Source organism: Gordonia sp. UBA5067, assembly GCF_002414845.1.
GTDB classification, from domain to species: Bacteria; Actinomycetota; Actinomycetes; order Mycobacteriales; family Mycobacteriaceae; genus Gordonia; species Gordonia defluvii.
This window is the reverse complement of record NZ_DIAX01000042.1, coordinates 47,435-53,571: the sequence shown is the minus strand read 5'-3', so window position 1 is coordinate 53,571 and position 6,137 is coordinate 47,435. Positions and strand designations below refer to the sequence as shown.

The 6,137-nt window shown below is 68.1% G+C and carries 7 protein-coding genes; 1 reads left to right on the top strand and 6 read right to left on the bottom strand.

The window, feature by feature from the left end; translation table 11 throughout:
- Window positions 1-59: 59 nt before the first annotated feature.
- The gene (locus tag B4M62_RS06655; RefSeq protein WP_414651801.1) at window positions 60-995 is read left to right on the top strand and encodes a thioesterase family protein; all 936 of its coding nucleotides are present in this window, start codon (window positions 60-62) and stop codon (window positions 993-995) included.
- A gap of 28 nt (window positions 996-1,023) precedes the next feature.
- On the opposite strand, the gene hisG is transcribed toward B4M62_RS06655, so the two are convergent.
- The 6 genes from hisG to B4M62_RS06625 all read right to left on the bottom strand — a co-directional run.
- The gene (gene hisG, locus B4M62_RS06650) at window positions 1,024-1,869 is read right to left on the bottom strand and encodes an ATP phosphoribosyltransferase (RefSeq protein WP_290706192.1); all 846 of its coding nucleotides are present in this window, start codon (window positions 1,867-1,869) and stop codon (window positions 1,024-1,026) included.
- 52 nt (window positions 1,870-1,921) lie between these two features.
- A complete protein-coding gene (locus B4M62_RS06645; protein WP_290706191.1) occupies window positions 1,922-2,203 on the bottom strand; it encodes a phosphoribosyl-ATP diphosphatase in 282 nt (93 codons plus the stop codon).
- Window positions 2,204-2,242: 39 nt separating this feature from the next.
- Window positions 2,243-3,292, bottom strand: a complete 1,050-nt coding sequence (locus B4M62_RS06640; protein ID WP_290706190.1) for an esterase-like activity of phytase family protein — start codon at window positions 3,290-3,292, stop codon at window positions 2,243-2,245.
- A gap of 33 nt (window positions 3,293-3,325) precedes the next feature.
- Window positions 3,326-3,943, bottom strand: coding sequence for a DedA family protein (locus B4M62_RS06635; protein WP_290706189.1), 618 nt, complete (start codon window positions 3,941-3,943; stop codon window positions 3,326-3,328).
- 47 nt (window positions 3,944-3,990) lie between these two features.
- On the bottom strand, window positions 3,991-4,674 hold the full coding sequence (locus B4M62_RS06630; protein ID WP_290706188.1) for an HAD family hydrolase: 684 nt from the start codon (window positions 4,672-4,674) through the stop codon (window positions 3,991-3,993).
- A 111-nt stretch (window positions 4,675-4,785) separates the two neighbouring features.
- Window positions 4,786-6,137: vitamin B12 dependent-methionine synthase activation domain-containing protein (locus B4M62_RS06625; protein ID WP_290706187.1), on the bottom strand; the 1,352-nt coding region annotated here is incomplete at its 5' end.

The following is a 6,137-nucleotide window of genomic DNA, read 5'->3' as shown; positions in this document are numbered from 1 at the left end:
TTCGAATCGGTCAGCTGGACCCGATCGCCGACGTGAAACGGTCCGGTGGTCGGCATCGGATGACACTCCTCAGGTTGGGGCGGGGTGGCCGCGCCGTCGATATCGTGGGCGCTGTGGATCAGCACATCACTAGCGAGCCCTATTATCTCCCGACCGCCGCGCCGAGCCCGCAGGCGGGTGAGTCGGGAGACCACTCCGACGGCTGGGAGTACTTCACGCCGTCCGACTCGGTGATCTCGGTCTGGGCACCGGACATCCAGCACGGGGGGCCGCCGACCGGCCTGCTGACCCGCACGCTGCGCCACACCGCGGCGACGAACTCTCCCCAACCGGCCGAATTCTCCAGAATCTCCACCGACATCCTCGGCCCAATCGGCCTGGGCACCAACCGGGTTCGCGGCGAAGTCCTCCGTCCTGGCCGCCAGATCAGCCTCATCGGCGCCGAACTGCAGGTCCAGCGGGCCGACGGCTCCTATCGCACCACCGCCACGGCCCGGGCGTGGCAGTTGCACGGGTCGTCCTCGGCCGGCATCGCCCACGCGCCACGCCCGCCGATGTCACCGCTGCCCGCTGACCTGCGGACCCATCGCGGGGTGATGTCGGACTCCGCGCAAGGCGTCGACTGGGGTACCACCGGGTTCATCGGGAGCACCGAAACGGCCGGCGTTCCCGGTCGCGTCGGGTCGCTCGACGCCGTGTGGATCCGCCCGCTGGCCGCGCTGGTCGCCAACGAGGCAACCGACTTTCTCGACTCGCTGTCCGTTGTCGCCGACGTCGCGAATGGCGTCGGAACCGCCCTCGATCCCCGGATCTGGACCTGGATGAACACCGACACGACGCTGCACCTGCTGCGGCGCCCCATCGGTCCGTGGATCGCCATCGACGCCGAACTCTGTCCCGGACCGAACGGATTCGGTGCGACCTTCGCCGACCTCTACGACGAGGCGGGATTCATCGGCCGCACGGCTCAGACCGTGCTGCTCAGCTCCCGCTGAACCCCGGCGCGCCGACCCGGCGGCGCCGTCAGAATCGGCAGGAGCGGATATCGGTGGCCAGAATCGCCTTGGCGCCGAGATCGGCCAGTTCGTCCATGAGGTTCTGGTGGTCGCGCCGCGGAACCATCGCGCGCACGGCCACCCAATCCGGGTCGGCCATCGGTGCCACGGTCGGCGACTCAAGACCGGGGGTGAGCTCGGACGCCCGGGCCAGGAGATCGCGCGGGCAGTCGTAGTCGATCATCACGTATTGCTGGCCGAAGACAACGCCCTGCACGCGGGCCACGAACTGGCGTGCGGCTTTGTCCAGGTCCACACCCAAGCGGGAGACCAGCACCCCTTCGGAGTCGCAGAGCGACTCACCAAACGCCACCAGCGCATGCTGGCGCAGGGTACGGCCCGAGCCGACGACGTCGGCTATCGCGTCGGCCACCCCGAGCTGGATCGAAATCTCCACTGCGCCATCGAGGCGAATGATCTCGGCCCCGATTCCCCGCTGCGCCAAGTCGGCGCGCACCAGATTCGGATACGACGTCGCAATTCGCTTCCCGGCGAGGTCTTCGACAGTCCAGTCCCGACCGGCAGGTGCAGCGTAGCGGAACGTCGACGACCCGAAGCCCATCGCCAGCCGTTCGTCCACCGCGGCCCCCGAATCAGCCGCCAGATCTCGACCGGTGATGCCGAGGTCGAGAGTGCCCTGCCCGACGTAGATCGCAATGTCTTTGGGTCGGAGGAAGAAGAACTCGACGTCGTTGGCGGTGTCGAGGACTGTCAGGTCTTTCGAGTCCGAACGCTTGCGGTAACCGGCCTCGGCGAGCACCGTGCCGGCCGCTTCGGAGAGCGCCCCCTTGTTGGGTACTGCCACACGCAGCATGAGATTCAGCGGTCCTATCGGTAGTCGGGGCTCGTCAGTACATAATCGGCGGTCACAGGTGTCGGTACACGTCGCCGAGGCCGAGTCCGCGTTTGACCATCATCACCTGAAGCCAATACAGCAACTGGGAGATCTCCTCGCCCAGCGCCTCATCAGACTCGTGTTCGGCCGCGAGCCACACTTCGCCGGCCTCCTCGATGATCTTCTTCCCGAGGGTGTGGACGCCGGAATCGAGCGCGGCAACGGTGCCACTGCCGACCGGGCGGGTCGCCGCCTTCTCGACCAACTCGGCAAACAACTCGTCGAAGGTTTTCACGGTTGCCCATCTTCCCATGTCGCGCACGCTGTTCCCAATCGGATTCGTCCTCCGGCGCTAGGGGAGCCTCGCCCACAACGTCAGCAACCGCGTCGTCTGTCGCGGTGAGTAGTTGTCGTCGGAAAGCAGGTGAATCGTGTACCCCGCCCCGCGGGCCACGACCGCGATCCCCTCATAGTTGTCGAGCAGCCGATTGCGCTGCCACTCCTTGCTCGTGGCTCCCATCGCCGGACAGCCGGCCAGATCGGCGAGTGGGCGCCGAACCAGGCTGCGCACCCGGTCATGGCCGGTTGGCGGCCCGACATCTGCCGTGGCCAACACGGTACTGCTGCCGTCCCGGGGCGAATAGGCGCCCTCGAGCACGAGCATACGATCGGATGCGTACGCGGCGATGTCGGCGACTCGCATGCCGGGCGCGGGCCGATAGCGGAGCTCACGGTTGAGAACGAACCCACCGGCCGCGGTGCGCCGATAGTCCAGCATCCGCACCGTGCCCGGGTCGTCGCCGATCAGCGGCTTCTCCATCGCGGCGATCAACCGGTCACCCGACGAATTCGCCGTCAGCCCTTCCAGGCCCGCATTCGGTGCCGCGCGCCCCCGCGGCGCGGTGCGGAACCACGGCGGGACGGTGACGTCGCTTCGCCAGGATCCGTCTCGATCGAAGATGCTGATCGCGGGGCCGGTTTCGGAACTAATGGCGAGTAAACCGCCGCGCAGCACAGCGAGGCCCTCATTGTCCGCATTCCCCGGCACCGGGCCACCCGCCGCGGTGCGCAGCCGGATCGGGGGCCCCGCGACGCGGGGTTGCGCCACCGGCAAATCGTCCAGGCCGGCCAACGGCCAGACCACCGCCGCAGTGGGCAGGTGGTCGGGCAGCGCAAGGTAGCGCCCGGTCCCCGCGTCATAGGCGAGTGCCGACAGGCCCCCGACCCGATTGCCGGCGACCGAGACCTTGTCCAAGGCATCGGAGTAGCCGACCGCCATCACCGCCGGCGAGCACGCACCCGGCAGGCCCGTGGCCACGGGGACACCGATGCCCGTGGTCGCGGGGACACCCATGGCCCCGGCCCCGACGAGAAGAACCGCTCCGGCGTTCAGCAATCGCATATCGGACCCGAGCCTATCGGTAACGCTGCTATCTCACTCCGACCCCTGGACGCGGCCCGCCCGGCGGCGCCGCACGACGGTGAGCGCCATCGGCACGACGATGGTCAGCGCCGATCCCAGGAACAACAACTCCAGGTTGTCGCGCAACAGGGGAACCCCGCCGAGGAAGTAGCCCAGGGTCACCAAGGACGTGCACCAGAGGAGCGAGCCGATTCCCGAGTACACGGTGAACCGGGCCCGGTCCATCCGCGCGACGCCGGCCAGGAGCGGGACCAGGGTCCGCACGATGCCGATGAACCTCGCGAAGATCACCGTCACCGGGCCGTAGCGGTCGAAGAAGGCGTTGGTCCGCACGACCGGGTCCTCGCCGATGTAGTGCATGAGGCGGCCGGTCAGCACGCCCGGACCGAACCGGCGGCCGATCAGATAGCCGCATTGGTCACCGATCGCCGCAGCCACCGGAAGTGCCACCAGGAGGAGCCACAGCGGTGCGAACGGCGTCGGTTGCGCGGCAAACAACCCCGCGGTGAAGAGCACCGAGTCACCGGGAAAGATAAACCCGACGAGCAGTCCGGTCTCCACGAACAACAGCACCATCAGCCCGATGACCCCCGCTGAGCCCACAAATCCGGTTGCGTCGAAAGGGTTCACACCGAAGGACTATTCCGTGGCCGGGCGACGGGACGGTGAACGCCGGGTTACCGGGCCGTCAGTGCACACTGCCAGGAATCGGCCAATTCCTCGATCCCGATCCCGACGAGCGAGTCCCGGAAGACGCGGCCGGGCGACGCCGGCACCGCAACGGCCGACGGCACGATCAGCGCGGGGCATCCCGCGGCGCTCGCCGCCGCCGCCCCCGTCGGCGAGTCCTCCACCACCAGGCACGCATGCGGCTGGTAGCCCAGGGTGTCGGCGGCCCGCAGGTACGGAAACGGCGCGGGTTTGCCCATCGGCACCTCGTCCCCGCACACCGTTGCACTGAACCGGGCGCGGCCGATGGTTCCCAATGCGACTTCGGTGAGCTCCCGAACCGTGTTGGTGACCAGCACCATCGCGATTCCGGCGTCCGCGACGAGGTCGAGCGCCTCCCGCGCACCGGGGCGCCACGGCAGCCCGGCCTCGAACAGCCCCCTCACATGGTCGAGGAGCCAACGCGCATCGGCGTCGGCGTCGCGCTGGTCCACGGCTATTCCCGCGGCGTCATAGACCTTCGCCATCGCGTCGGGCAGCGAGTTGCCCAGCGTCGACTCGCGCAGCTCCGCGGTCATCGCATAGCCGTGCCGCGCAGCGAGATCCCGCACCGCGATGTCCCAAATCGGCTCGGAATCGATCAAGGTGCCGTCCATGTCCCACAGAATGGCCGCGGGGAGTGTGCTGCTCACCGTCGAATCATCCCATCTCGCACCGCTTCCGTCCCCGCCCGGCGACGCGTCTCACACGTGGGCCGCGCTACACCGGGTCGGGCCACGGCCGTAGCTCATCCCACCGATCGGTCAGGTGTTGAAGTACTTCGCCTCCGGGTGATGCAGGACGAAAGCGTCGGTGGACTGCTCGGGGTGCAGCTGCAACTCCTCCGACAGAGTGACCCCGATGCGCGCCGAGTCCAGCAGGGTGACGATGTGCGCGCGATCCTCCAGGTTCGGGCAGGCGCCGTAGCCGAACGAGTAGCGGGCGCCTCGATACTCGAGGTCGAAGAAGCCCTGCGGGTCGTCGGGGTCCTCCGCGGCCATCGTGCCCGCGGTGAACCTGAGCTCGGCGCGCACCCGCTGGTGCCAGTACTCGGCCAGTGCCTCGGTGAGCTGCACGCTGATCCCGTGAACTTCGAGGTAATCGCGATAGGCGTCCTGCGCGAACAGCTTGTTGGCGAAGTCGGCGATCTCGGTGCCCATCGTCACCAGTTGCATCGGCAGCACGTCGGTCCGGCCGGCCGCCTGCGCCCGTTCTCGCGAGGCGAGGAAATCGGCGATGCACAGGAACCGCGGGCGCTGCTGACGCGGGAAGTCCATGCTGACACGTACCGGCGCGGCCGGATCGGGCTCGGTGAGGACGTGGACGGTGTCACCCTCGCTCACTGCGGGGAAGTATCCGTATACGACGGCGGCGTGGGCCAAGATCCCCTCGGTGGCGAGCCGATCGATCCAGTACCGCAACCGCGGACGGCCCTCGGTCTCGACGAGCTCCTCGTAGCTCGGGCCCTCGCTGCCGCGTGCCCCGCGCAAACCCCATTGGCCCAGGAACAGCGCCCGCTCGTCGAGCGTCTGCAGATAGTCGGCGACGGGAATGCCGCGGACGATACGGCTGCCCCAGAACGGGGGCACCGGGATCTCGTTATCGTCGGCCACATCCGACCGGCCCGGCACCAGCACGGGCACCTCAGCGGCCTTGCGTTTGGCTGCGATCGCCTTGGACCGAGCGTGGCGCTCCTTGCGCTCGGCGGTCTTCGCCGCCGCCGCCAGCGCCTCTGGGCTGTCCGGCGCGGGCCCCTCCCCCCGCTTGGTAGCCATAATGTCGTCCATCAGGCGCAGTCCCTCGAAGGCGTCGCGGGCGTAGTGGACCTCGCCGTCGTAGGTCTCGGTGAGGTCGTTCTCGACGTAGGCCCGAGTCAGTGCCGCACCACCGAGTAGTACCGGGAACTGCGCTGCGTCGCGGGCGTTCAGCTCCTCGAGATTCTCCTTCATCACCACGGTCGACTTGACCAGCAGTCCAGACATCCCGATCACATCGGCCTTCTTGTCCCGCGCCGCATCAAGGATGGTGTTGATCGGCTGCTTGATGCCCAGGTTCACCACCTCATAGCCGTTGTTGGACAGGATGATGTCGACGAGGTTCTTGCCGATGTCGTGGA